Source organism: Nocardioides sp. JS614 (assembly GCF_000015265.1).
Taxonomy (GTDB): Bacteria; Actinomycetota; Actinomycetes; order Propionibacteriales; family Nocardioidaceae; genus Nocardioides.
Window position 1 is genome coordinate 1,608,679 of record NC_008699.1, and the last position, 22,128, is coordinate 1,630,806.

25 protein-coding genes and 1 tRNA gene are annotated in these 22,128 nt (G+C 71.8%); 17 read left to right on the plus strand and 9 right to left on the minus strand.

The features are described 5' to 3' along the window. The first annotated feature begins 28 nt into the window (after positions 1-28). Entirely contained in the window at positions 29-952 is a 924-nt protein-coding gene (nudC, locus tag NOCA_RS09075; protein WP_011754976.1) for an NAD(+) diphosphatase, read from the plus strand. Between the two features lie 97 nt (positions 953-1,049). Here the strand turns inward: nudC and NOCA_RS09080 are convergent, their stop codons facing one another. Next, on the minus strand, positions 1,050-1,298 hold the full coding sequence (locus NOCA_RS09080) for a mycoredoxin (RefSeq protein WP_011754977.1): 249 nt from the start codon (positions 1,296-1,298) through the stop codon (positions 1,050-1,052). Positions 1,299-1,375: 77 nt separating this feature from the next. Here NOCA_RS09080 and NOCA_RS09085 point away from each other — a divergent pair, with 77 nt between their 5' ends. From NOCA_RS09085 to NOCA_RS27495, 6 genes are all read left to right on the plus strand, one after another. Further along, positions 1,376-3,442, plus strand: a complete 2,067-nt coding sequence (locus NOCA_RS09085) for an ATP-dependent DNA helicase UvrD2 (RefSeq protein WP_011754978.1) — start codon at positions 1,376-1,378, stop codon at positions 3,440-3,442. Positions 3,443-3,644: 202 nt separating this feature from the next. Then, positions 3,645-3,878 carry a hypothetical protein gene (locus NOCA_RS09090; RefSeq protein WP_041546418.1) on the plus strand — a complete coding sequence of 78 codons (234 nt, stop codon included), beginning with the start codon at positions 3,645-3,647 and terminating at the stop codon, positions 3,876-3,878. Positions 3,879-4,016: 138 nt separating this feature from the next. Beyond that, positions 4,017-4,340, plus strand: a complete 324-nt coding sequence (locus NOCA_RS09095; RefSeq protein WP_011754979.1) for a WhiB family transcriptional regulator — start codon at positions 4,017-4,019, stop codon at positions 4,338-4,340. Between the two features lie 79 nt (positions 4,341-4,419). Beyond that, a complete protein-coding gene (locus tag NOCA_RS27795) occupies positions 4,420-4,584 on the plus strand; it encodes a hypothetical protein (RefSeq protein ID WP_172419897.1) in 165 nt (54 codons plus the stop codon). A gap of 36 nt (positions 4,585-4,620) precedes the next feature. Further along, positions 4,621-4,827: a hypothetical protein gene (locus tag NOCA_RS09100; protein ID WP_041546419.1), complete on the plus strand. Its 207-nt coding sequence runs from the start codon at positions 4,621-4,623 to the stop codon at positions 4,825-4,827. A 106-nt stretch (positions 4,828-4,933) separates the two neighbouring features. Then, positions 4,934-5,095, plus strand: coding sequence for a hypothetical protein (locus NOCA_RS27495; RefSeq protein WP_158305650.1), 162 nt, complete (start codon positions 4,934-4,936; stop codon positions 5,093-5,095). 33 nt (positions 5,096-5,128) lie between these two features. On the opposite strand, the gene NOCA_RS09105 is transcribed toward NOCA_RS27495, so the two are convergent. Together NOCA_RS09105 and NOCA_RS27800 are read right to left on the minus strand one after the other, a co-directional pair. Next, positions 5,129-5,878 (minus strand): hypothetical protein, encoded by a 750-nt coding sequence (locus tag NOCA_RS09105; protein WP_011754981.1) that lies wholly within the window; start codon positions 5,876-5,878, stop codon positions 5,129-5,131. A 152-nt stretch (positions 5,879-6,030) separates the two neighbouring features. Next, positions 6,031-6,189 (minus strand): DUF5679 domain-containing protein, encoded by a 159-nt coding sequence (locus NOCA_RS27800; RefSeq protein WP_011754982.1) that lies wholly within the window; start codon positions 6,187-6,189, stop codon positions 6,031-6,033. 192 nt (positions 6,190-6,381) lie between these two features. On the opposite strand from NOCA_RS27800, the gene NOCA_RS09110 reads away from it, so the two are divergent. The 3 genes from NOCA_RS09110 (at position 6,382) to NOCA_RS09120 (ending at position 9,177) form a co-directional block, all read left to right on the plus strand. Then, the gene (locus NOCA_RS09110) at positions 6,382-7,221 is read left to right on the plus strand and encodes an enoyl-CoA hydratase/isomerase family protein (protein ID WP_011754983.1); all 840 of its coding nucleotides are present in this window, start codon (positions 6,382-6,384) and stop codon (positions 7,219-7,221) included. 360 nt (positions 7,222-7,581) lie between these two features. Further along, complete coding sequence (locus tag NOCA_RS09115; protein WP_238383441.1) at positions 7,582-8,640, plus strand: PHP domain-containing protein; 1,059 nt, start codon at positions 7,582-7,584, stop codon at positions 8,638-8,640. Between the two features lie 9 nt (positions 8,641-8,649). Beyond that, positions 8,650-9,177: a M48 metallopeptidase family protein gene (locus NOCA_RS09120; protein ID WP_041546420.1), complete on the plus strand. Its 528-nt coding sequence runs from the start codon at positions 8,650-8,652 to the stop codon at positions 9,175-9,177. Here NOCA_RS09120 and NOCA_RS09125 read toward each other — a convergent pair. Next, positions 9,174-9,740 (minus strand): NUDIX hydrolase, encoded by a 567-nt coding sequence (locus NOCA_RS09125; protein WP_011754986.1) that lies wholly within the window; start codon positions 9,738-9,740, stop codon positions 9,174-9,176. The genes NOCA_RS09120 and NOCA_RS09125 overlap by 4 nt on opposite strands. Beyond that, positions 9,737-11,080 (minus strand): zinc-dependent metalloprotease, encoded by a 1,344-nt coding sequence (locus NOCA_RS09130; RefSeq protein ID WP_011754987.1) that lies wholly within the window; start codon positions 11,078-11,080, stop codon positions 9,737-9,739. The genes NOCA_RS09125 and NOCA_RS09130 overlap by 4 nt, the downstream gene beginning before the upstream one ends. A 58-nt stretch (positions 11,081-11,138) precedes the next feature. On the opposite strand from NOCA_RS09130, the gene NOCA_RS09135 reads away from it, so the two are divergent. From NOCA_RS09135 to NOCA_RS09160, 6 genes are all read left to right on the plus strand, one after another. Then, on the plus strand, positions 11,139-11,564 hold the full coding sequence (locus tag NOCA_RS09135) for a molybdenum cofactor biosynthesis protein MoaE (protein ID WP_011754988.1): 426 nt from the start codon (positions 11,139-11,141) through the stop codon (positions 11,562-11,564). A gap of 126 nt (positions 11,565-11,690) precedes the next feature. Further along, entirely contained in the window at positions 11,691-11,936 is a 246-nt protein-coding gene (locus tag NOCA_RS09140) for a hypothetical protein (RefSeq protein ID WP_041546422.1), read from the plus strand. Between the two features lie 23 nt (positions 11,937-11,959). Continuing rightward, positions 11,960-13,024: a YlbL family protein gene (locus tag NOCA_RS09145; protein WP_011754990.1), complete on the plus strand. Its 1,065-nt coding sequence runs from the start codon at positions 11,960-11,962 to the stop codon at positions 13,022-13,024. Further along, on the plus strand, positions 13,021-13,629 hold the full coding sequence (locus NOCA_RS09150; RefSeq protein ID WP_011754991.1) for a PPA1309 family protein: 609 nt from the start codon (positions 13,021-13,023) through the stop codon (positions 13,627-13,629). The genes NOCA_RS09145 and NOCA_RS09150 overlap by 4 nt, the downstream gene beginning before the upstream one ends. Positions 13,630-13,636: 7 nt before the next feature. Next, a complete protein-coding gene (locus NOCA_RS09155; RefSeq protein ID WP_011754992.1) occupies positions 13,637-16,651 on the plus strand; it encodes a UPF0182 family membrane protein in 3,015 nt (1,004 codons plus the stop codon). Between the two features lie 275 nt (positions 16,652-16,926). Continuing rightward, positions 16,927-17,000 (plus strand) — tRNA-Met (locus tag NOCA_RS09160). A 409-nt stretch (positions 17,001-17,409) separates the two neighbouring features. Here NOCA_RS09160 and NOCA_RS09165 read toward each other — a convergent pair. The 4 genes from NOCA_RS09165 to NOCA_RS09180 are packed head-to-tail and all read right to left on the minus strand — an operon-like array spanning position 17,410 to position 20,958. Continuing rightward, positions 17,410-18,627: an MFS transporter gene (locus NOCA_RS09165; RefSeq protein ID WP_011754993.1), complete on the minus strand. Its 1,218-nt coding sequence runs from the start codon at positions 18,625-18,627 to the stop codon at positions 17,410-17,412. A gap of 10 nt (positions 18,628-18,637) precedes the next feature. Then, positions 18,638-19,996 (minus strand): chromate efflux transporter, encoded by a 1,359-nt coding sequence (gene chrA, locus NOCA_RS09170; RefSeq protein WP_011754994.1) that lies wholly within the window; start codon positions 19,994-19,996, stop codon positions 18,638-18,640. Between the two features lie 24 nt (positions 19,997-20,020). After that, positions 20,021-20,446 carry a chromate resistance protein ChrB domain-containing protein gene (locus NOCA_RS09175; RefSeq protein WP_011754995.1) on the minus strand — a complete coding sequence of 142 codons (426 nt, stop codon included), beginning with the start codon at positions 20,444-20,446 and terminating at the stop codon, positions 20,021-20,023. After that, positions 20,443-20,958, minus strand: a complete 516-nt coding sequence (locus NOCA_RS09180) for a Chromate resistance protein ChrB (RefSeq protein WP_238383442.1) — start codon at positions 20,956-20,958, stop codon at positions 20,443-20,445. Before NOCA_RS09180 ends, NOCA_RS09175 begins: the two co-directional genes overlap by 4 nt. Positions 20,959-21,005: 47 nt before the next feature. On the opposite strand from NOCA_RS09180, the gene NOCA_RS09185 reads away from it, so the two are divergent. After that, the gene (locus NOCA_RS09185; RefSeq protein WP_011754997.1) at positions 21,006-22,049 is read left to right on the plus strand and encodes a YncE family protein; all 1,044 of its coding nucleotides are present in this window, start codon (positions 21,006-21,008) and stop codon (positions 22,047-22,049) included. Positions 22,050-22,128: the final 79 nt, after the last annotated feature.

Consider the following 22,128-nt stretch of genomic DNA (forward strand, 5'->3'; position numbering starts at 1 on the left):
GGGCAAGGCTAGGGCTAACCTCGCCCGGGTGACGTATCCGCACCAGCAGCTCGCGGCCAACCCCCACGACCGCACCGCGCTGCACCGCGGCGACGACGAGTGGCTCGACCAGCGGTGGGCCGACCCCGAGTCGCGGGTGCTCGTCGTCTCCGGCACCCGGATCCGGCCCCGCGACGGCCAGGTCGAGTGGGTCTCGCCCGCGGAGGCGCCGGAGGGCCTTCGCGTGCTGCTGGGCGAGCGCGACGGGCGGGCGTGGTTCGCGGTGGTGACCGATGCGGCGCTCTCGAAGACCGGCGAACCGGGCGAGTGGACGCCACTGCGAGGCCTGCTGCCCCGGCTGGTCGAGGGCGCGGTCGACGACGCGGTCACCGGCGCCCCGCTGGTGTTCCACGCCCTCGGCCTGGCCGAGTGGCTCTTCGTGACCCGGTTCTGCCCGCGCTGCGGTGAGCCGCTGCGACCCCGGTCCTCGGGCCACGAGCTGGTCTGCGACAACGGGCACACCCAGTTCCCGCGCACCGACCCGGCCGTGATCATGCTCGTGACGTCGGGCGAGCCCGGGGTCGAGGACGAGCGCTGCCTCCTCGGCCGGCAGGCGGTCTGGCCCGAGGGGCGCTACTCGACCCTCGCCGGCTTCTGCGAGCCGGGCGAGACGCTCGAGGACGCCGTACGCCGGGAGGTCCTCGAGGAGGTCGGCATCCGGGTGGGCGATGTGGAGTACTTCGGCAACCAGCCCTGGCCGCTGCCCGCCAGCCTGATGCTGGGCTTCGTGGGCCGGGCGCTGACCACCGAGGTGCGCGTGGACGAGCACGAGATCGAGGACGCCCGCTGGTTCACCCGCGCCGAGATGAGGGCGCTGGCCGAGGCCGGCACCCTGGTCCTCCCCGGCGGCGTCTCGATCAGCCGGTCCCTGGTCGAGCACTGGTACGGCGGCCCGCTCCCCGGCCACTGGTAGCCGCGTCTCGCGGGATCGGACTCGTGGTCGGTCGTCCGACGACGTGGTTACGGTCGGCGCGGACGCCGAAGACCCCAACCCGCCGCCGGCGGGTCGATCACACGGAGAGCGCGGCGAGCTTCTCCTTGACCTGGGCCACGGACGGGTTGGTCTGGGCGGTGCCGTCGGGGTAGACGAGGGTGGGGACGGTCTGGTTGCCGTTGTTGGCGGACTCGACGATCTTGGCCGCCTCGGGGCTCTGCTCGATGTCGACGATCTCGTAGGCGATGTCCTCACGGTCGAGCTGGCTCTTGAGCCGGTGGCAGTAGCCGCACCACGGGGTCGTGTACATCGTGAAGGAGCTCATCTGGGACTGTCGCCTCCGGCGTCTAGGGTTTGACTGCACCCGGTCCAACGCCCCGTCCCTAGGAGATGTTCCCCCGAATGGCCACGCCCGCCGACCTGCTGACCGCGCTCGATCCCGAGCAGCGCCAGGTCGCGGAGGCACTGCGCGGGCCGGTCCGGGTGCTCGCCGGCGCGGGCACCGGCAAGACCCGCGCGATCACGCACCGGATCGCGTACGGCGTGGCCTCCGGGGTCTACGCGCCCACCGAGGTGCTCGCGGTCACGTTCACCACGCGAGCGGCCGGCGAGATGCGCAGTCGGCTGCGCGCCCTGGGCGCCGGCCCGGTCCAGGCCCGCACCTTCCACTCGGCCGCGCTGCGCCAGCTGCGCTACTTCTGGCCGACCTCCTATGGCACCGAGCTGCCCACGCTCATCGAGTCCAAGATCGGCCTGCTGGCCACGGCCGCCCGGCGCCAGCGGCTCAACGCCGACCAGGCGCTGCTGCGTGACCTGGCCTCGGAGGTCGAGTGGGCCAAGGTCAGCAACGTCCACCCGGACGAGTACCCCATCGTCGCCGCCCAGCGGGGCCGCAGCGTCTCGGGCCACGACCCCGACACCGTCGCCCGGGTCTTCGGGAGCTACGAGGAGGTCAAGCGCGGCCAGGGCCGGATGGACATGGAGGACGTCCTGCTGCTGACCGCCGGGCTGCTCGCCGAGGACGAGCGGGTCGCGGCCCAGGTGCGCCGCCAGTACAAGTGGTTCGTCGTCGACGAGTTCCAGGACGTCTCGCCGATCCAGTCCGCGCTCCTCGACCTGTGGCTCGGCGGCCGCGACGAGCTGTGCGTGGTCGGCGACCCGGCGCAGACCATCTACTCCTTCGCCGGGGCGAACGCCGCCTACCTGCGCGACTTCCCGACCCGCCACCCCGGCACGACCTCCATCGAGCTGGTCCGCAACTACCGCTCCACCCCCGAGGTCGTCGGGGCCGCCAACGCGCTGCTCGGCGGGTCCGCGAGCGCCGGCGTCCAGCTCCGGGCACAGCGGCCCTCGGGGCCGCCGGTCACCTACACGCCGCGGCCCGACGAGGTCGCCGAGGCCGAGTCGGTCGCCGCGCAGGTGCTCCGGCTGCGCGATGCCGGCCGCTCGCTCGGTGAGGTGGCCGTGCTGTTCCGCATCAACGCCCAGTCCGAGGCGTTCGAGGAGGCCCTGGCCGCGCGCGGCCTCCCGTACGTCGTGCGCGGCGCCGCTCGGTTCTTCGACCGGCCGGAGGTCCGCGAGGCGGTCACCCGGCTGCGTGGCGCGGCCCGATCCGGCGAGGCCGCCCGAGCCGCCGAGAGCGGCGACGGCGACTGGGTCGACGTGGTGCGGGCGATCCTGGCCGGCATGGGCTGGAGCCCGGAGGCACCCACGACCCGCGGCCAGACCCGCGACCGGTGGGAGTCCTGGCAGGCACTGGTGGACCAGGCCGCCCAGTTCGCCGCCGAGTCGGCACGCGACGGCGAGGCCGCCGACCTCGACGCGTTCGTCGACCACCTCGACCGGCGCGCCGCCGAGCAGCACGCCCCGGTCGCCGACGGGGTCACCCTCGCGACCTTCCACGCCGCCAAGGGCCTGGAGTGGGACTCGGTGTTCCTCTGTGGCCTCCAGGACGGCACCCTGCCCATAACCTACGCCGACACCCCGGCCGCGGTCGAGGAGGAGCGCCGGCTCCTCTACGTCGGCATCACCCGGGCCCGCGTCGACCTCACGCTGTCCTGGGCGCTCTCGCGCAACCCCGGCGGCCGCGCCTCCCGCAAGCCCTCGCGCTTCCTCGAGCCGCTGCTGCCTGACGACGCGCGCGCCACGCGCGAGCGGCCGCGCGGCCGCAAGGTCGCCAACTGTCGCGAGTGCGGGCGTCCGCTCGCCACCGGCCAGGAGCTCAAGCGCGGCCGCTGCGCGGACTGCCCGGCGTCGTACGACGAGGAGCTCTTCGAGCGACTGCGCGAGTGGCGCCGCGAGCGCGCCGGGGAGGAGAGCGTCCCCGCGTTCGTGGTCTTCACCGACGCCACCCTCCAGCTGATCGCCGAGCACAAGCCGCGCACACCGGAAGCGCTGCTGCGGATCAACGGGATCGGCCGGTCCAAGCTCGAGCGGTACGGCGACGAGGTGCTCACGGTCGTCGGCTGAGGTGCCCCGCCGAGACGCCTGCCGAGACGTCGGTCGAGGCGTCGAAGGCCCCCTCGGCGGCAACTCCTCCAGAAATTTCGCGAAATACCCACTAAATGGTTTGCCCATTACAGCGGGGAGACGATACGTTTCCTCAGAACCAACCGCACGCGCACACGGTCCTGGCAAGATCGGCGCCCGACGCACCGAAGGAGGTGGCCTCGTGAACAGCATCAAGCTCCGGAAGACGGCTCAGACCCCGTCGCCCTTCGGCATGCCCATTTCCGGCCACGCCTTCGGCGTGACCACGCGTGCCACCGATCGCTGCGCCGCCGCCACGCTCGTCGTGCGCGACCGCGAGGCCGTCATCGGCAGCACCACGGGCACCGCTGAGGACGCGGGTCTCACCCAGTCCTACTTCCCGGGAACCCCTGCCTGGAGACCACCGACCTGTTGACACCCAACAGCCATCGGCAGCCTCCAGGCCGCGGACCCGAACCCCGGGATCCGCGGCCTTCTTGTTTCTCAAGACGGAACAAGAGTCCGGCCAGCACCGCACACCCAACGCGATCAGGTCAGAAGAAGGAGGTGAAACATGACCATCAGTGAACTCGTCCGCACCGATGGGGCTGCCGAGGTGACCCTGGGCCAGCTGCACGACCAGGCCCTCCAGGTCGACGACGAGCTGCTCCCGTGCCGGGCCAACAACCCCGAGCTCTGGTTCGCCGAGTCGCCCAGCGACGTGGAGCACGCCAAGACGCTGTGCCAGGACTGCCCGGTCCGGGCCATGTGCCTTGACGGCGCGCTCGAACGCCGCGAGCCCTGGGGAGTCTGGGGAGGCCAGCTCTTCCTCCAGGGAGTGGTGATCCCCCGCAAGCGGCCCCGGGGCCGGCCTCGCAAGAACGAGGTCGCGGCCTGACCCACGCCGACCGACGCACCACCGCTGCACCCGCAGCACCGATCGTCCATCTTCGACAACGACGTCAAAGGAAACCGACATGATCCACAGCCACGACCTCCTGGCACGAGCGCACGTAGCCGCTCGCTTGGGTGAGGCGCAGCAGTGCCGACCGGGCCGCCAGCTGACCCGCGTGGTCCACTCGGGCCGCAGGGCCGAGCAGCTCGCTCAGCAGGCCCGTCTCGCCATCGCCCGCACGCTCTGAGCGTGCTGCCACCGAACACGAAAGCCCGACTTTCCCATGAAGAACACCCAGACCACTGACCCGAACGGAACCATCGAGATGAATCTCCTCCACGAAAACCTGGCCAGAGCGCAAATGTCCGAGCGCCTGGGAGAGGCGCGGCAGCTCCGGCGCGGCCACCAGCTGGCCCGTGCCCGTCGGCTCAGCCGCAAGGCCGAGCAGGCAGCGCAGCAGGCTCGGCTGGCCCTCGCCCGCGCGCTGTAGTACCAGTCCGGACTCACCCCTTCCCTGATCGCGGGTGCTGAGAAGAGAGCCGGGTACGACGACCGTCGTACCCGGCTCTCGCCATGTCCGGGGCTACCCTGGCGGGGTGATGACCTGCGACTTCTGCGGGCGTCAGGAGGCCGACGAGGCCAAGACGCTGACCTGGAGCACCGCGGTCGAGAACGGCCGCAGGCGGGTGTACTGCGAGGAGTGCTCCCGGGCCAACCTGCGCGCCATGGAGGGCAAGCTCGACAGCGAGTACTGGTGAGGCGGCAACGACCTGCGCGGTGCCGCGCTCGGCTCACCCCACCAGCCCCTGCGCCCAGGAGCAACCGCAGTGCGGGTGCCGGCTCCAGGCGTGCCGCACGGGCTCGAGGTCGAGCCCCACGGTGACCGTCGCCGACCAGGTCGTCGGCGAGCCCCCCGCGAGGTAGCAGAGCACGTCGCGCACCGCCCAGGCCGCGGCGATCGTCCGCAACGCCGGGTCGTCCGGACCGCCCGGCCGCCCGCCGAGCTGCTCGACGACGACCGCCCGCCGCGGGTCGTGCTCGCCGCGGTGGGCGTCGACACAGCGCAGGCACGCCGTCGCCCCCGGCACCACGAACGGACCGATGGTGTAGCCGAGCGCGGACCCGGTGACCACCAGGTGCGGCCGGCCGTCCCGGACCTGGGCGTCGACGTCGCCGCGCCGGGCCTCGCCGTCGGCCAGCAGCAGCGCCACCGCCCCGTCGTCCCCGGCCCCCGGGCACCCGGCCGCGCGCAGCATCCGGCGGGCCTCCGTGGCCGCCGGGCCGCTGCCGTGCACGGCCACGGCCGCCTGCGGCGCCGGCGCGGCCGCGTCCACCAGCATGCCGGCGCGCGTGAGGGCGAGCAGGACCCGGTGGGCCTCGGGGCTCTGCGGTGTCGGCGGCCGACCGGCCAGGAGGTCGTCGAGGAGGCGCTGCACGTCCGGCCGGTCGGGGACCACCAGGCGCCAGGGCGGGTCGACGCCGATCTGCAGGTGCTGGTCGTCACGACGTACGACGTGGAGGCCGGGGCGCAGGAGGCTCATGACTCCCGTCTACCCGCTCCGGTCGGATCCGGCGCACTGCCTCCACAGGCGCGGAGCCGGCAGGACGGCGACGGCGGCGCCGCCCGGTCTCGAGGACCGGGGCGACGCCGCCGTCGTCAGAAAATCGGGGCGCTACGCGCGGAAGTGTCGCGTCACGCCTTGCCGAGGATGCGGTTGAGGTTGGTGCCGCACACCGGGCAGACGGCCTTCGCCATCCGGGTGCCCTTGTCGTTCACCTTGACCTCGCCCTCGGCCTCGCGCTTCTCCTTGCACTTCACGCAGTAGAACTCGCCGCTCCAGGTCTCCGCCATGACGGCCTCCTTGCCTATGTATAACTGGTCGTCGCGACGGGGCAGAGGGGAAGACCCGCCGGAAGTCCGGCGACGGGTGCCGCCGAACCGACACAGACCCTACGGCACCAGCGGTGAGATGCGTGTCAGGCGCACCGTGAGCGGTGAATCGGGTCACGGCGCGTCGCGGCGGCGATCAGTACGTTGGGCCCCATGCCTGAGCCCACGACCGCGTCCGCGACCGCCCCGACGCCCACCCCACCGGACCTCACCGACCTGCGCCTCGAGCGGCCCTCCGACGGGGTCGCCGTGCTCACCCTCGACAACCCCGACCAGCGCAACGCGATGTCGGATGCGATGACCTCCTCATGGGTCCGGGCGATCGACGCCCTGGCCGCCGACTCGTCGGTGCGGGTCGTGGTGGTCACCGGCGGGGGCTCGGCGTTCTGCTCCGGCGGCAACACCTCGTGGATCGCGAGCGAGCCGGACGCGACCGTCGACGAGCTGCGCACCCGGATGGTCGCGTTCTACCGGGCCTGGCTGTCGATCCGGCGCCTCGAGGTGCCGACGATCGCGGCCGTCAACGGCCCCGCGATCGGCGCGGGCCTGTGCCTGGCCCTCGCCTGCGACGTGCGGTACGCCGCCGCCGGCGCGCGGCTCGGCGCTCCGTTCGTCAAGCTCGGCATGCACGCCGGCATGGCCGGGACCTACCTGCTGCCGAACGTCGTGGGGGAGGCACACGCCCGCGACCTCCTGCTGACCGGGCGGGTCGTCGACGCCGACGAGGCACTGCGCCTGGGCCTGGTCTCCCGGGTGATCGAGCCGGAGTCCTTCCGCGACGAGGTCCTGGCGACCGCCGCGGGGATCGCGGCCACCGCCCCGATCGCCAGCCGACTCACCAAGCTGGCGCTCGCCGACGGCGGCCACGCGGACTTCGAGAGCTGCCTGCAGTGGGAGGCGCTCGCCCAGCCCGTCACGCTGGCCACCGCGGACCTCCAGGAGGGCATCCGGGCCGCGCAGGAGAAGCGGGCGGCGGTCTTCACCGGCCGTTGACGTGAGCAGGGACGTGAGGAGGCCCCCGGCCGCATCTGGACACTTGCCTTCCCCTTGCGAGTGTCCGTCCGCGGCCGAGGGCCTCATCTGCGCCCCACGCTAGGAGGCGCACCGGACGAGGGTCAACGCGGCGCCACCCCACCCTGTGGACAAGCCTGTGGACAAAGCTGTGGAGGAGCGGCCGTGCCGGTGGAGGAGGCCGGATCGATCCTGGAACAGGCTGTGGACAGCTCGGCTCGGGGACACCGGCGCTCCCGTCGTACTCGGCGCTGACCAGGGAGAATGGCTGTCCACCGGGTGTGGACGAAAGAAAACTGGGCCAACCAGCGGGAGAACCGACGCGAGAGAGAGGTCAGCGGCGTGCCGGACCAGACAGCGGGCGACGAGTACGGCGCCGGGCCGGTCGCCGCCCTGCGCCGGATCGCGTTCCTGCTCGAGCGCGGCCGGGAGGACACCTACAAGGTCAAGGCGTTCCGCGGTGCCGCTGCCGCGATCCTGCCGCTGACGGCCGAGCAGGTCGCCGCGGCGGTCGAGGACGGCAGCCTGACGTCGCTGCCGGGTGTCGGTGCGAGCACGGCCCGGGTCATCGCCGATGCCGTGCGCGGGGTGCTGCCGACCCGGCTGGCCGAGCTCGAGCGCGAGCACGGCGGTGACCTGGCGAGCGGCGGCCAGGGGCTCCGCGCCGCCCTGCGCGGCGACCTGCACTCCCACTCCGACTGGTCCGACGGCGGCTCGCCGATCGAGGAGATGGCGTTCACGGCCATCGAGCTCGGCCACGACTACCTGGTGCTCACCGACCACTCGCCGCGGCTGACCGTCGCGCACGGCCTCAGCGCCGAGCGGTTGACCCGCCAGCTGGGCGTGGTCGACGCGGTCAACCGGCACCTCTCCGGGGTCGACGACTCCTTCACGCTGCTCAAGGGGATCGAGGTCGACATCCTCGACGACGGCTCGCTGGACCAGGACGACGACCTGCTGGCGCAGCTCGACGTCCGGGTCGCGAGCGTGCACTCCAAGCTCAAGATGGAGCCGGCGGACATGACCCGGCGGATGATCGGCGCGATCCGCAACCCGCGCACCAACGTCCTCGGTCACTGCACCGGCCGGCTGGTGACCGGCAACCGCGGCACCCGCCCGGGCTCCCGTTTCGACGCGGGTGCGGTGTTCGAGGCCTGCGCGGAGCACGACGTCGCGGTCGAGATCAACTCCCGGCCCGAGCGGCGGGACCCGCCGACGGCGCTGCTGGAGCTGGCCCGGGACGCCGGCTGCGTGTTCTCCATCGACAGCGACGCCCACGCCCCCGGGCAGCTGGACTTCCTGGTCTACGGCTGCGAGCGGGCCGAGGCGGCCGGCATCGACCCGGACCGGATCGTCAACACCTGGCCGCGGGAGCGGTTGCTGGCCTGGGCGAGGAAGTAGCGTTCGGCCATGGGACGTCCCGAGGTGGAGGTGCGGCGCTCGAAGCGGCGTCGCCGTACCGTCTCGGCCTACCGCGACGGTGACCGCGTCGTCGTGATGATCCCGGCCTCGCTCTCGCGCCGCGAGGAGGCGGAGTGGGTGGAGAAGATGCTCACCCGGCTGGAGCGGTCCGAGAGCCGGCGCCGGCCCAGCGACGGCGACCTGATGCGCCGGGCCCGCGACCTCAGCGACAGCTACCTCGGCGGGCTGGCGACCCCGGAGTCCGTGCGCTGGGTCGACAACCAGCAGACCCGGTGGGGCTCGTGCACCCCCGGCGACCGCACCATCCGGCTCTCGGCGCGGTTGCAGGGGATGCCGTCGTGGGTGGTCGACTACGTGCTCGTCCACGAGCTCGCGCACCTGCTCGAGCCCGGGCACGACGCGAACTTCTGGGCCTGGGTGGACCGCTATCCGCGCGCCGAGCGCGCCAAGGGCTACCTGGTCGGCTGGTCGACCGCCGCCCGGCTCGATCCGCCGCCCGGCGAGGAGATCGACTAGGGCGCTACCCGGGCCCGCGCCAGCTCGACCAGCTCCACCAGGTCGGCCTCCGGGTCGGGCAGCGCGTCGAGGGGCCACCAGCGCAGGTCGAGCGACTCCTCGCTGATCGCGTGCACGGCGTCCGGGGGAGCGACCGCGACGAACCGCACGTCGAGGTGGTGCACCGGCCGGCCCGGCCCGTTGGAGCCGCAGAAGGGTACGGCGTGCTCGCTGAGCTGCACCGGCACCGGGTCGAGCCGCAGCCCGGCCAGCCCGGACTCCTCGGCCGCCTCCCGCAGCGCGGCCCCGGCCAGCGTGGCGTCGCCGGGCTCGCAGTGCCCGCCGAGCTGGAACCAGGCGTGCGCCTTGGCGTGCAGGGTGAGCAGGGCGGTGCTGTGGTCCGCGGCCAGCACCAGCGTGCTCGCGGTGAGGTGGTCGGGCCGGCAGGCCCGGTCCAGCCCGTCGGCATGGGCGAGCAGGTGCTCGACGTACCGCTGGCGGAGCGCCTCCTGGGCGTGCCCGGGGGCCCGCCAGCCGGTCAGCACCGCCAGCGCGTCGGCGTGCAGGTCGAGGGGGAGCGTCACTCGTCGGGAGAGTCGAGCAGCTTCTTCAGCTCGGCGTCGAAGTCCTCGTCGCTGAGCTCGGGCAGCGCCGTGGCGTCCTCGCGGAAGCCGAGCGGGTCGTCGAGATCGGCCGCGGTGGGGAGGAGGTCCGGGTGCATCCAGACACCGTCGCGGGCCTCGACGCCCTGCCGGGTCCGCAGCGAGCCCCACAGCGTCGACGCGTCTCGCAGCCGGCGGGGGCGCAGCTCCAGCCCGACGAGGTTCGCGAACGTCTCCTCGGCCGGCCCGCCCGCGGCGCGGCGCCGGCGGAACGCCTCCTGCAGCTTGGCCGCCGCCGGCATCCGCTCGGCGGTGGCCTGGCCGACGACCTCGTCGACCCAGCCCTCGACCAGCGCCAGGGTCACCTCGAGGCGCTGCAGCGCGGCCTCCTGCGCCGGCGAGCGCGGGATGTCGAACATGCCGCCCTCGAGGAGCTGCTGCATCGACTCCGGGTTGGTCGGGTCGATCCCGCGCATCTGCTCCTCGATCCGCGACTGGATGCCTGCGGCGTTGATCTCGATGCCGCGGGCGTAGTCGGCGACCGCGCCGATCAGGTGGTCGCGCAGCCACGGCACATGGGCGAACAGCCGCTGGTGGGCGGCCTCGCGCAGCGCGAGGTAGAGGAGGACGTCGTCCTGGCTCACGTCCAGGCCGTCGGCGAACGTCGCGACGTTGGCCGGCACCAGCGCGGCCTTGCCCGGTGCGGCCAGCGGCAGCCCGATGTCGGAGACGCTGAGCACCTCCGCGGCCAAGGCGCCGAGGCCGGAGCCGACCTGGGAGGCGAGCATGCCGCCGACGGCCTGGCCGAGGATGCCGAGCAGCGGACCGGACATGGCGCGGGCCTCCTCGGGCAGCGCGCCGCCGAGCGCCTGCACCGACGACTCCGCGATCGGCTCGACGAGCACCTTCCACACGTCGGTGGTGCCGACCACCCACTCCGCGCGGCTCCAGGCCGCGGTGGAGGTGACGCCGGAGGGGAAGGTGGTGGTGTCGTCGAGCCAGTGGTCGGCGAGCCGGACGGAGTCCGCGACCGCGTCCCGCTGCTTCTGGCTCGGCGTCGGGTCGGGGGACTGGGCCACGGTCTTGCGGGCGATGTCCAGCGCGAAGTCCCAGTTGACCGGGCCCTCGTGCGGCTGCATGAGGAACTGGATCTGGCTGAAGAGCTGGCCCAGGTCGGGGAGCCCGGCCGCACCGGCACCGCCGGCTGCGCCGCCGAGGGCGCCGAAGAGCTGTTCGAAGGGCGTGCCCTTGAACGGGTTCTGGCCGCGCTCGGGACCCGGGTCGCTGCCCTCGTCGGGCGTCTCGCCCGGCTTGTCGTTCATGGCTCCACGGTACGCGGCCCCCGGTCACCTCGGGGCCGCTGTGTTCTATGGTCACGTCGTGAGCTCTGCCGTTCGTCTCGTGGCCCTGCGCGAGTCCCCGCTCGACGTCGCCGAGGTGGTCGCCGCGCTCGACGACGACGCCTCCGGCGGCCTGACCCTGTTCGTCGGCCGGGTCCGGGACCACGACGGCGGCAAGGACGTCGACGGCCTCGAGTACTCCGCCCACCCGACGGCGCTCGACCGGCTGCGCGAGGTGTGCGAACGGGTGGCGGAGGAGTACGACGTGCACGGGGTCGCGGCCGTGCACCGCACCGGCACCCTCGGGATCGGCGACATCGCGGTCGTCGTCGCCACCACCGCCGCCCACCGCGGCGAGGCGTTCGTGGCCTCGAAGGCGCTGATCGACACGCTCAAGGCCGAGGTGCCGATCTGGAAGCACCAGCGGTTCGGCGACGGCACCGACGAGTGGGTCGGCACCCCCTAGCCGCGTCTCGCGCGTCGACTTCGTCGCCGCGTGGGCCGCGGGTCGCTCTCGGGTCGGCCGCCACGCGGTGTGGTGACGGTCGGCGCGTCGGCTGCGGGCCACCGGCTGCGCGCCTAGCCTGTGAGCGTGGAGATCCTGCTCTGGCTGGTGCCCTCGGTCCTCGTCACGGTCGTGGCGATGCTCTGGGTCGCCTGGCTCGGCCGCGAGGGTCGCGGCGAGGTCGACCGGGAGGTCGCCGTACGCCGGCTGGCCGCGGCGCTGGAGCCCGATCCGCGCCGACGGCGCCGGCCCACGCCCGGGTACGCCGCGCCACCGCCGGCGGTCGACCGCTCCACCGGCATCGCCGTACGCCCCTCCCGCCGCGTGGGCTAGGCGGTATCTGACAGGCTTGCGCCATGACGCAGCGCACCCTGGCCGGGCTCCTCGCCGTGCCGCTGCTGATCGGGCTGTGGGTGACGGCTGCGCTCAAGCCGCTGCCGTTCGTCACCTACGAGCCGGGGCTCACCCTGGACGTGCTGGGGACCAACCAGGAGGGCAAGGAGATCATCGAGGTCAGCGGGCACCCGGTCTACCGCGACGCGGGCGAGCTCCGGATGACCACGGTGTACGTGTCCCAGCCGGAGCCGAAGGGCAGCAACAGCCTGTTCGAGCTGATGCGGGACTGGCTCAGCGACGAGGATGCCGTCTATCCCTACGACGCTGTCTACCACGAGGGCGAGACCGTCGAGCAGAACCGGCAGGAGGGCGCCCAGGAGATGACCAGCTCCCAGGACGCCGCTACCGCGGTCGCCCTGGAGGAGCTGGGCTACCACGTGACCGAGGCGGTCGTCGCCGGCGTCGCGAAGGGTACGCCGGCCGACGGGGCCCTCGAGACCGGCGACGTGCTGCTGCGGGTGGACGACACCCCGGTCTCGACCGCCGCCGACGTCGTGGACTCGGTGGGCGGGCTGCGAGAGGGCCAGCCGGTCCGCCTGGAGATCAGGCGGGACGGCGAGCGCCGCACGATCTCGATCACCCCGGAGCTGACCGACGGACGGCCGCAGCTCGGCATCCAGATCGGCACCCAGGCCAAGGCCGACCTGCCGGTCGAGGTCGACATCGCCATCGACCCGAGCATCGGCGGGCCGAGCGCTGGGCTGATGTTCTCCCTGGCCATCTACGACACCCTGACCCCCGGCTCGCTGACCGGCGGGGCCACGGTCGCCGGCACCGGCACCATCGACGCCGCGGGCAAGGTGGGCCCGATCGGCGGCATCCAGCAGAAGATCGTCGGCGCCCGCGACGCCGGCGCCGAGCTCTTCATGGTGCCGCCGGACAACTGCGAGGAGGCGCTGGGCGCCCCCAACGGCGACCTGCGGCTGGTGCGCGCCGACACGATGCACGACGCCCGCGTGGCCATCGCCGCCTGGGTCAAGGACCACGACGCGGACCTGCCGAGCTGCGAGGAGAGCCAGAAGTGACGGACTTCGACCCCGAGTTCAGCAAGGACCTCACGAACGACCTGGACGCCGACCCCGCCCTCGCCTCGGCGGTCCTCGAGATCGAGAGCCACATCGCCGCCGACGGCTGGGACCAGCCGGCCCGGCTCTACGCGCTGGTCGACACCGCCGCGCTCGTCGAGCGGGAGCCGGCGCTGGCCGCCGCCATGGGCCTGGACGCGGCCTCGGCGCAGGGCTCGCTGACGCCGATCGAGCAGGACCAGCTCCGCCCCGACCAGCCGCTCGAGGTCGCCCTCGAGTCGATCGTGTGGCCGCCCGAGGTCACCGGTTGCGCGGCGGTCGTGGAGCGGCTGGTGCTGCCACCGGACGCGGACCCCCTCATCCCGGCGGACCCGGCCTCGGCGGAGGAGTTCGCGCGCGAGCACCCCGACCGCCAGGACGTGCGCATCGTCGCGGGTGTCACGCGCGCGGGAGCGACGTACTGTGCGTTGCGACTGCGCGCTCACGACGACGACCAGTCCGTCGTCGGCGGCGCCGACCTCGTGCCGGGGTTGCTGCAGCTGCTCGGGGTGACGTTGGAGGATCCCGGGGACGGCCCCGGGGACGGCCCGGGTACTAAGGAGTGAAGCAGGGATGAGCGAGCTGTTCGACGAGGCCCCTCGGGACCCCGGACCCCCGGCGCGGTCCGGTTCGCGCCGGTCCCGTGCCCTGATCGTCACGGCCGTGGTGCTGGTGATCGGCTTCCTGGGGCTGAGCACGTTCGCGGGCATCTACACCGACCGGCTCTGGTACGTCTCGGGCGGGTACGGCGCGGTCTTCACCACGCTGTTCTGGACCAAGACCGTGCTGTTCTTCCTCTTCGGCGCGGGCATGGCGCTGGTGGTCGGCGTGAACATCTACCTGGCCTACCGGTTCCGGCCGTTCTTCCGCCCGAACTCACCGGAGCAGAACGGGCTGGACCGCTACCGCGAGGCCATCAACCCGATCCGGACCTGGCTGCTGGTGGGCGTCGCGCTCGTGCTCGGCGCGTTCGCCGGCAGCTCGGCGATCGGCGAGTGGCGCGACTACCTGCTGTGGCGCAACGGCACGTCGTTCGGCAGCGAGGACGCCTACTTCCAGAAGGACATCGGCTTCTACGTCTTCGACCTCCCGTGGCTGCACTACCTGGTCGACTACGCGATGGCCGTCCTGGTCGTCGCGCTGATCGCCGCCGCGGTCGTGCACTACCTGTACGGCGGGATCCGGCTGCAGACGCCCCGCGACCGGCTCTCCGGGGCCGCCCAGGCGCAGATCTCGGTGCTGCTCGGGTTCTTCGTGCTCGCGAAGGCCGCCGACTACTGGCTGGACCGCTTCGACCTGGTCAGCCAGGGCGGCGGCGTGATCACCGGCATGACCTACACCGACGACCACGCGGTGCTGCCGGCCAAGAACATCCTCCTCGGCATCTCGATCATCTGCGCCGTGCTCTTCTTCGTGAACGTGTGGCGCCGCACCTGGCTGCTGCCCTCGGTCGGCCTGGCCCTGCTCGCCGTCTCGGCGATCCTGCTGGGGCTGATCTGGCCGGGCATCGTGCAGCAGTTCCAGGTCAAGCCCTCCGAGGCGGACAAGGAGGCGCCGTACATCGAGAAGAACATCGAGGCGACCCGCACCGCCTACGACGTCGCCAACGTCGACGTGGAGAAGTACGACCCGGCGACCGCGCTCGGCGCCGGCTCCGCGAGCATGGTCGAGGAGGAGACCTCCTCGGTGCCGCTGGTCGACCCGCAGCTGGTCCGGGACGCCTTCGAGCAGAACCAGCAGGTGCGGGCCTACTACTCGGTCGCCCAGGTCCTCGACGTGGACCGCTACGACATCGACGGCAACGACCGGGCGCTCGTGCTCGGGGTCCGGGAGCTCGACCAGAGCGGCATGAACGCCGGCGACCGCAACTGGACCAACCTGCACACCGTCTACACCCACGGCAACGGCATCATCGCGGCGTTCGCCAACCAGCGCAGCGAGGACAACAAGACCCAGATCGACAACGCGGACAACACCGGTGACCAGGCCGGCATCGTGTGGGCCCAGGGCACCAACGCCGGGCAGGACGCCCTCGCTCGTGCCACCGGCGGCTTCGAGGACCGGATCTACTACGGAGAGCAGAGCCCGCAGTACTCCGTGGTCGGCAAGGCGACGCCGGACTCCACCGACGTCGAGCTGAACCTGCAGACGGCCGGGTCCGACGAGGGCTCGACGACGACGTACGACGGCAACGGCGACGCCAGCGTCGGCGGGTTCTTCAACCAGCTGATGTTCGCCACCAAGTTCGGCGAGCCGAACTTCCTGCTCTCGGGGCGCGTGAACCCCAACAGCAAGGTGCTGTTCAACCGCAACCCGGCCGACCGGGTCGAGAAGGTGGCGCCCTGGCTGACCGTGGACAGCGACCCCTACCCGGCCGTGGTCGACGGCCGGATCCTGTGGATCATCGACGGCTACACCACCACCGACCGCTACCCGCTGTCGGAGAAGGAGTCGTTCCAGACGATGATCGACGACTCCCTGCAGGAGGAGACCGGGCTGCGCACCCTGCCGACCGACGAGATCAACTACATGCGCAACGCCGTGAAGGCCACCGTCGACGCCTACACCGGTGACGTCACGCTCTACGCCTGGGACGAGGAGGACCCGATCCTGCAGGCCTGGCGCAGCGCGTTCCCCGGCACCGTCGAGGACAAGTCGGAGATCTCCGACGATCTGCTCGACCACCTGCGCTACCCCGAGGACCTGTTCCAGGTGCAGCGCTACCAGTTCGCCCGCTACCACGTGACCGAGCCGATCGACTTCTACCAGGGCAACAACCGCTGGCAGGTGCCCGAGGATCCCTATTCAAAGGGCAAGTTCCAGCCGCCCTACCGGCTCTTCGTCGACAGCAACGGCGGCACCGACCAGGTGTTCGCACTGACCTCGGTCTACGTCCCCTACAACAAGAACAACCTCGCGTCGTTCGTCTCGGTGAACGCGGATGCGACCAGCGACCAGTACGGCCAGATGCAGGTGCTCGAGCTGCCCAACGAGCAGACGCCGGGCCCCGGCCAGGTCGCCAACCAGTTCGCCACCGACCCGGAGGTCGCCAACGAGCTGGCCCAGTTCAACCGCAGTGGCGCGCGGCCGGTGTACGGCAACCTGCTGACGCTGCCGATCAACGACGGGCTGATGTACGTCCAGCCGGTGTATGCGACCCAGGCCCTCTCGGACTCGAGCTTCCCGATCCTGCGCTACGTGCTGGTGAAGTACGGCAACGACATCGGCTTCGGCTCGACGCTGCGCGACGCCCTGGAGAACCTCCTCGGCGTCAGCACCGGCCCCGGCACCCAGCCCCCGGACACCGGCCAGCCCGGCGACAACGAGAACCCGCCGCCCGCCACCGGCACCGTCGCCGCGCAGATCCGCGCCCTCCTCGCCCAGGCCCAGGACGCCTTCGACGCCGCCGACGCGGCGCTGGCCGACGGGAACCTCGCCGAGTACCAGCGCCAGATCGGCATCGCCCAGGCCAACGTCGAGGCCGCCATGGAGCTCGGCCAGAAGCGCGGCTCGGCCGGTCAGCCGTCGGGCTCGCCCTCGGGGTCCGCGTCGTCCTCCCCCTCGGAGTCGCCGAGCCCGTCCTCCTGAGCCGGGCCCGCTGCTCGGGTGCGGTGGTCGAGCCTGGCCGGCCACCGCACCCGCCCGAGCCCGGTGATCGGGCTCGTCGAGATCCCCGCACCCCCGCAGGGCGTTGCCCCGACACCATCGCCGGGGCAGTTCGCGCCCGGTCGCCCAGCCGTCCGCGCGCGCAGGTCCGGGTGTCCCCGAACTGCCCCGAGTTGTGGCCACCTGTCCAGAGTGGGTCGGCTGCCGAGGGCCGATTTGGCCAGCCCGTCGCCGGTCTGTAAGGTTGTGCTCACCGACGCGGGGTGGAGCAGCTCGGTAGCTCGCTGGGCTCATAACCCAGAGGTCGCAGGTTCAAATCCTGCCCCCGCTACAAAGTGTAAATGCGCAGGTCAGAGGCGGTTTTCGGAGAGATCCGGAGGCCGCCTCTGATGCTTCTCCGGGACCGAATGTCAGCAGGATGTCAGCAGACGCTGCACCCTTCGGGCCCCTCGCTCGCCGATGTGAGGCACTTCGCCGCCCGCTGTGAGGCGCTAGGGGCACCCCGTGTGAGCCCGTCGGTGAGCCCGTGCAGCGAGGCGCCGTCGGTCGTCGATGCGCCACTTCTTACCGCCAATTTCAGTACCAACTCCTCGCCGGCGCCGCTGGGTCCGAGGCTGCTGGCACCCCGGCGGGATGCTCGGCTCAGGAGCAGCCGGCGAGCACCAGCATGGGATGCGGTAGAAATCGCAACCAGTCCGCGTCGCATGTCAGGGCCATTTCGCTTGGTCAGTTTGTGGAGTTCAGGCAGCTGATTCCGGTGGAGCGCTGGGACTCGTCACCTTCGCGTGCTGGGCCCAGCCCCACAGCGCTAGGTCGTAGCCGCCCTTGACGGTGCCGGCGACGACCAGCGGCAGGCCGAGGGCAACGCCCTGCAGGGCACCGCCGAGCAGCGGTCCGGCGGGCCGAACCGTGTAGCGGGCGGCGTTGGTGACCGCGGCTGCGGCAGTCCTTTCGCTGGGGTCGACGACACTCATCACGAGTGCCTGCCGGGTCGGCACGTCCATCTGCGACAGCGCAGTTCGGGCCAGCACGAGGATGATCGCGACCGGCAGCGTGGGGGCGAACGCGATCGCCGCGAGCAGCATGTTGCTGGGCAGGTGCGTGAAGACCATCGTCGGGACCAGGCCGATCCGGTCCGCCAGTCGCGGCGCGACCCAGACGGAGGCGGCCTGGAGCAGGGAGGTGGCGAAGAACAGGACGCCGAGAGTCGAGGGTGAGGCGTCGTAGCGCAGCGCGAGGTAGTAGGCCAGGAAGCTGGTGGTGACCAGGCCACCGCCACCGGCATCGACTGCGAACAGGGCCGCCAGCTGTCGCACCTTGCGTCGACCGTCCGACAACTCGTCGGATGCGAAGATGCTGCGCGGCTCGGCTTCGACGTGGGGGCTGAGGCCGAGCGCGAGGCCTAGCCCGAGGAGGCCGAGGGGTACGAGCACCGCGAACGGCTTTGGATCCGCCGGGTCGAACCCGACCCTGGTGGGAAGCCCGGCGGCGAGGGCGCCGAGGGCACCCGCGATCGAGGCAACGGCGTTGTAGAGCCCGTAAACACGTGCTCCGGAACGGCCGGCCGCTGCGGAGTCTTCACCGGCGAGCATCACCTGCTCCAGCGTGGTCGCCGGTCCGTTGTCGACGACGTCGGTGGACAGCCCGCCGGCTAACGCGAGGATGACGATCAGCCACAGCGGCGGCCCGAACGCCATCACCAACCCGGCGAGAGCGACGCCGAGGTAGATGGCGGCGTACCAGCGCCGCCGACCCACCCGGTCGGCAACGCGGCCCAACAGGAGGGATCCCCAGGCCGTGCCCGCGACGACGCTCGCGAGGACGAGCCCGGTGGTCAGCGGCGAATAGTGGCGGGCTGCGAGCAGGCTGCCGAGCAGGACGGCGGTGCAGCCATAGCCGGCGGCGCGCAGGGCCTGTGCGGCGACTATCCGCTGCGCGTCGACGCTGACCCTGCGCACCGCCGACGCCTCAGAACGCCAGGGTCGCGATCAGGCCGAGGACGGCGCACACGCCGAGGGTGCGCATGGTCGACCAGCCGAGCTTGAAGATCAGCACGATCGCGACCGCGGTGATCGCCCACGCGGTCGGGCTCCACGACGAGAGGACGGGGACGTCGAGGTGCACCGGACCCCAGACGTGGGCGACCGACTTGGTGAACAGGTTGTGCAGCGCGAAGAACACCGCGAGGTTCGCGATCACGCCGACGACTGCCGCGGTGATGCCCGTCAGGGCTGAGGACAGCGTCTGGTTCTGGCGCAGTCGCTCTACGTAGGGGGCGCCGAGGAAGATGAACAGGAAGCACGGCACGAAGGTGACCCAGGTGACCAGGAACGAGGCCAGGAACGCCGCGACCCAGGGGTCGAGTGAGCCGGGGTGGCGGTAGGCGCCGACGAAGGCGACGAACTGGACCACCATGATCAGGGGACCGGGGGTGGTCTCGGCGAGTGCGAGGCCGCGGACCATCTCGCCCGGCGCGAGCCAGTGGAAGACGTTGACGGCCTGCGCGGCGACGTAGGATAGGACCGCGTAGGCGCCACCGAAGGTGACGACCGCGGCCCCGGAGAAGAACAGGCCCTGGTCGACGAAGACGCTGTCGCGGCCCCAGATCAGGGCGGCCAGGGCGACCGGGGTGAACCACAGGGTGAGCCCGAGCAGCAGGATCGCGGCGCCGCGCTTGAGCGAGGGCGGGTCCGAGTGCAGCGCGTCGTCCGGGATCAACGGGGCCGGACCGTCGGCCGATCCGTGCGAGGGTGCCTTGCGCAGGCCCGGGATCCACTTCGCGAGCAGCCAGCCGAGCAGGGCGGCGGCGAGGATGACGAGCGGGAACGGGACCTTGAACACTGTCAGCGCCAGGAACGACGCCACGGCCATGGCCACCAGGACCGGGTGGAACAGGGCCTTCTTGCCGACTCGCTGGACTGCGTGGACCACGATCGCGATCACCGCGGGCGCGAGGCCGGCGAACAGCCCCGTGACCAGCGTGGTCGAGCCTGCGCCGACGTACAGAGCCGAAAGCGCGAGTAGGGCGATGACGCCGGGCAGGACGAACAGGGTGCCGGCGATCAGGCCGCCGGCGTAGCCGTTGAGCAGCCAGCCAATGTAGATGGCGAGCTGCTGGGCCTCGGGGCCGGGCAGCAGCATGCAGTAGTTCAGCGCGTGTAGGAACCGCTGTTGGCCGATCCAGCGCTTCTCATCGACCAGCTTGTGCTGCATCACCGCGATCTGGCCGGCCGGTCCCCCGAAGGTCTGCAGGCAGATCGCGAACCACGTGCGGGTGGCCTCCCGTAGCGGGATGAGGTCACCGTCGCGGGTGGTGGGCGTCGTCATGGGACTCCGTTCGGTTGTCGCTGTTCAGGGGTTTCCGTCGATGACGGAGCGACGCAGGTAGCCGTAGACCGCGTCGAAGATCGGTTTCGTGATGGCCAGGACGTCGGCGTCCGGATGGCTGATCGAGAGGGCTCGCAGGATCAGGTCGAAGCCGGGTGCCTCGGGGGCGTCGTAGGCCTCGTCCTCGATGTCGGCCTCGTGCACGATCGCCGCGATCCGCCACAGCACCGGGTCGGTCAGGTCGTAGCGGCGCAGGATCGTCTCGAAGGTGCAGTCGCTGCCCTGGTGGCCCAGGTCGACGCCGCGCATGTCGAACGGTGTCGCGTCCGCCGGTACGTCGTCGGGGTCGGTGACGAAGGCGAACTCGGCCTCGGGGTCGACGTATCGCCGGATCAGCCAGGCGCAGGCGGCCCGGTCGATGTGGACGCCGGCGCGGGTCGCCCACCTCACGGCGACACCTCGGTGTCGACCGTGGTCACGGCGTCCGCCGTGGCGACCGAGGCCGCCAACTCGTCCAGCAGACGTCGCGCCGTCTCGCGCTGGGCCGGCCGGAAGAAGTCGCGCCGCCGGATCCGGCGGTTCTCCTCACGCAGTCGCCGCAGCGCCCGGGTGCGTTCGACGTCGGGGCGCTGCAGGGCTTCTCGGGCATCGGCGATGACCACGTCGTACTCCGCGGCGCGGGCAGTGTTCATGGACTCCTTGATCTCGCGCTCCTGGGCCCGGGTCGCCGGCTGGGCCAGCCACACCCCGGCGCGGCCACCGTTGCCGACCACCTCGTCGGCGGCCCACTCCAACTGCTCGCGCGTGCGCGAGTCCGCCGGCAGGGCCACCAGGCCGTCGGCGAGCTGGGCCACCCCGAGCCGCTTCAGTCGACGCCACAGCGCCAACCTGGGAGCGGACGGGTTCCGAGGCAGTGCATAGGTGAGGAACACCCACTCGCCGACCTTGCCCGAACCAGTCACACGGGTACTGTAACCATGGTTACAAACCATTCCCGGAAGGTCTCACGATGCGTGCCCCACGCCGCCGAACCCGCCTCATCGGCTTGGCGGTCGTCGCCCTGCTCGTCACGCTCGCGGGAGGCGGTCTCGCCATCTGGTGGAAGCAGCGCGGGCCCTCCACCCTGGACCTACCGATCACCCAGGCCCGAGTGATACCGCTGACCGGCGACAGCTCACGCTTCGACTACGAGGACCTCGACGCCGAACGAGGGCTGTTGTTCATCGCCCACATGGGAGCAGGTCAGGTCATCGAGGTCGACGTACGCACAGGCAAGGTCGTGCGCACCATCGACGGGCTCGACGACGTCCACGGCGTGATCGTCGTGCCGCAGCTTCAGCGGGTCTTCGCCACGGCCACCGGGACCAACGAGCTCGTCTCGCTCGACGAGGACACCGGCCGTGAACGCGGGCGTGCGCCGACCGACGCGTACCCCGACGGCCTGGCCTACAACCCGGACACGAACACCGTCTGGACCACCAACGAGGACGCCGGCACCGAGACCGTCGTGGATGCCAAGACCCTCGACGTGCGCGGCAGCGTCGAACTCGGCGACAGCGTCGGCAACGTCGCCTACGACCCCGGCAGCCACACCATGATGGTCGGCGTCCAGTCCGACAACGTCCTCGCCGTCATCGACCCCAGCACCCTGCGCGTCGAACGACGCGTCGACCTGCCCGGCTGCGACACCAGCCACAGCCTGCGCATCGACGCCGTCCGGCGCCTCGCGTTCGTCGGATGCGAGGACAACGACCGCCTGCTCACATTGGACCTGAACAGCTGGATGATCACCGGCAACGAGGAGGTCGGCGATTTCCCTGACGTGCTGAGCTACGACCAGGCAGACGGGCGACTCTGGGGTGCTGCCGAGAGCGGCTGGGTAACGATCCTCGAACTCGACGGCCGTGCAATCCAGGTCGTCGGCCGCGACTTCCTGACCGACGGCGCACACGTCGTCGCCGTCGACCCGACCAACCACCACGCATACCTCCCCGTCCCTGATGGCGGCGACCGACAGCCCGCGGTGCTCGACGAAGCGCCCGACGGCGGTTGAGAGTCCGAGGCGTGTCGCCGACGGGGCTGTCCACGACTCGTGTCCACTCGGCTCCGTCGACGCGCTTGAAGGAGGTCCC